The organism is Sphingomonas panni (assembly GCF_022664435.1).
Taxonomy (GTDB): Bacteria; Pseudomonadota; Alphaproteobacteria; order Sphingomonadales; family Sphingomonadaceae; genus Sphingomonas; species Sphingomonas panni.
On record NZ_JAKREU010000022.1, the window covers coordinates 1 to 2376 of the forward strand.

Annotated in this window: 2 protein-coding genes; both read left to right on the plus strand. The window is 64.6% G+C overall.

Going from position 1 to position 2376, the window contains the following annotated elements; genetic code table 11:
* Positions 1-98 precede the first annotated feature (98 nt).
* A complete protein-coding gene (locus MF609_RS19770) occupies positions 99-440 on the plus strand; it encodes an SPW repeat domain-containing protein (protein ID WP_242417751.1) in 342 nt (113 codons plus the stop codon).
* A gap of 264 nt (positions 441-704) precedes the next feature.
* Positions 705-2376: FTR1 family protein (locus tag MF609_RS19775; RefSeq protein WP_242417752.1), on the plus strand; the 1672-nt coding region annotated here is incomplete at its 3' end.

Here is a 2376-nt window from a genome sequence, read left to right on the forward strand (position 1 = left end):
ATGATCTCAACCTCACGTAGCTTCCCGATAATCTCCTCGGGCTTGTGCTTCTTCGCAGGCATTCGTCGTCCCTTCCTTGGTCCAGACTGTAATAGTCGATGGACCACTCAGAAGGGGGCAGCTCAGTCATCGGCGTCCTGCTGATGCTGACCCGAATACTGTTCGGCACGGAAGGCGGTATGGCGAACAGCGATCACGTTGTGGGTGCGCTGGTCATCACGGTCGCGATCATCGCCACCGCAGAAGTTGCCCGCGCGCTGCGGCTGATCAACGTCGCGTTCGGAGCCTGGCTTGTGGCCGCGCCTTTCCTCCTCGACGGCGTTGGTCACCTTGGGGCCGTGGCCTCGGTCGTAGCCGGCATTGCGCTCGTCGGCCTCAGCTTTCCAAGGGGAAAGCGCAGCGCCGAGCATTATGCAAGCTGGGACAAGTACGTGATCTGAAAGTATCTTCAATCACTGCTTAGCCTCATCGAAAACCTTGATCGCGCATCGCACACCGTCACGCGCCTTCGCTGCCGCTTTTCTACCCCCCCGATCGTCTCCGGGTTCGCGGTCACGATCTTGTCGCCGGAGACGATCGCCCGCCAGCTCTCCGGCGGCGATGTTCATCATCCTGCCATTGGTGGTCGCGCACGCTGCCCAATACTGCTAATGAGAGTTGTTCGCATAGTCCGCGACGAGTGAAGCTTGGAATCGATCACCCATATGCCGTCACCTCTGGTCGCGCTGGTCGCGTCGCTTATGCTGCTGTTGATCCCCGCTGCGGCGATGGCCGATACCCGCGATGTTCAAACTGCTTGGCGTCTGCTCGACTATATGGCGGTCGATTATGGCGGTGCGGTCGCCAACGGCGCGGTCATAAGCGCGTCCGAATACGCGGAGATGACGGAGTTCGCCGCTGGGGTGTCGACGCGCCTCCGCGCACTTCCCGCGACGCCTGAGCGGCAATCTCTAATCCAAAGCGCTTCGCAGCTCGAAGCCGTGATCGGCCGCAAGGGATCGTCCCGAGAGGTCGCGACACTCGCGCATGGCCTCGCCGCCGATCTGCTCAAGGCCTATCCGGTGCCGCTCGCTCCCGCCAAGGCACCCGACCCCGCCATGGGAACAAGGCTATACGTCCAAAGCTGCTCGTCCTGCCACGGCCTCACCGGCGACGGACATGGGCCTGACGCTGCCAGACTCGACCCGCCGCCGATCGCGTTCACCGACGCCGAACGGGCGCGCCAGCGCAGCGTGTTCGCGCTCTATCAGGTGATAAGCCAAGGCATCGACGGGACCGCGATGCAGAGCTTCGCCGATCTGCCGAACGATCAACGCTGGGCGCTGGCGTTCCGCGCTGGCAGCTTCGCCCTGACCGACGCGCAAGCGGTCGAAGGCGAACGGCTGTGGAAGTCCCAGCCGAGCTTGCGGGCGCGGATCCCCGATTTGAAAACCCTGGTCGCGCTCACCCCCGCCGCGCTTGCGGGCAGCATCGGGCAGGCGAAAGCCGACGCGGTGCTCGCCTATCTGCGGCGCCACCCCGATCAGGTGATGCAACAAGCCCCGGGCTCGCTCGCGGTCGCTCGCTCCAAGCTTGCGCAAAGCCTCGCCGCGTTCCGGCGCGGCGACCGGCGCGGCGCAAAGGAACTGGCGCTGTCCGCCTATCTCGACGGGTTCGAGCCGATCGAACCGACGCTCTCGGCGCGCGACCCGACGCTCATGTCCAGGATCGAAGGCGCGATGGGAGAATATCGCGCCGCTGTGGAGAGCAGCACGTCGGCCGATGATGTGGCCGAACGAGTGGCAGTGCTGGGCGGCCTGTTCGATGATGCCGAGGCGGCGCTCGCGCCCGACGCCGCGACGCAGGCGTCCACCTTCTTGGGGGCCTTTACGATCCTGCTGCGTGAGGGGCTGGAAGCTCTTTTGATCGTGGTCGCCATGATCGCGTTCCTCCGCAAAGCGGAACGGCCAGAAGCCTTGCGCTATGTTCATGGCGGGTGGATCGGGGCGCTCATCGCGGGCGGGCTTACCTGGGCCGTCGCCACCTATGCGATCGGGATCAGCGGCGCGAGCCGGGAGCTGACCGAAGGGTTCGGCTCGCTGTTCGCCGCGATCGTGCTGCTCTCGGTCGGAATCTGGATGCACGGCAAGGCCCAAGCCGATCAGTGGCAACGCTATATCCGGGAGAAAATGTCACGGGCGCTATCGGGCGGGTCGGGATGGTTCCTGTTCGGGCTCGCATTCCTGGTGGTCTATCGGGAGGTCTTTGAAACGATCCTTTTCTACGCCGCGCTCTCGACACAGGGTAACACCGCGATGCTGCTGGCCGGCGCCGGCGCAGCGATCAGCCTTCTCGCCGTCATCGCCTGGGCAATGCTCCGCTACAGCCGGACGCTGC

Coding starts and splice junctions, on each gene's coding strand:
- MF609_RS19770 (WP_242417751.1), top strand. CDS start 99: ATGGACCACTCAGAAGGGGGCAGCTCAGTCATCGGCGTCCTGCTGATG.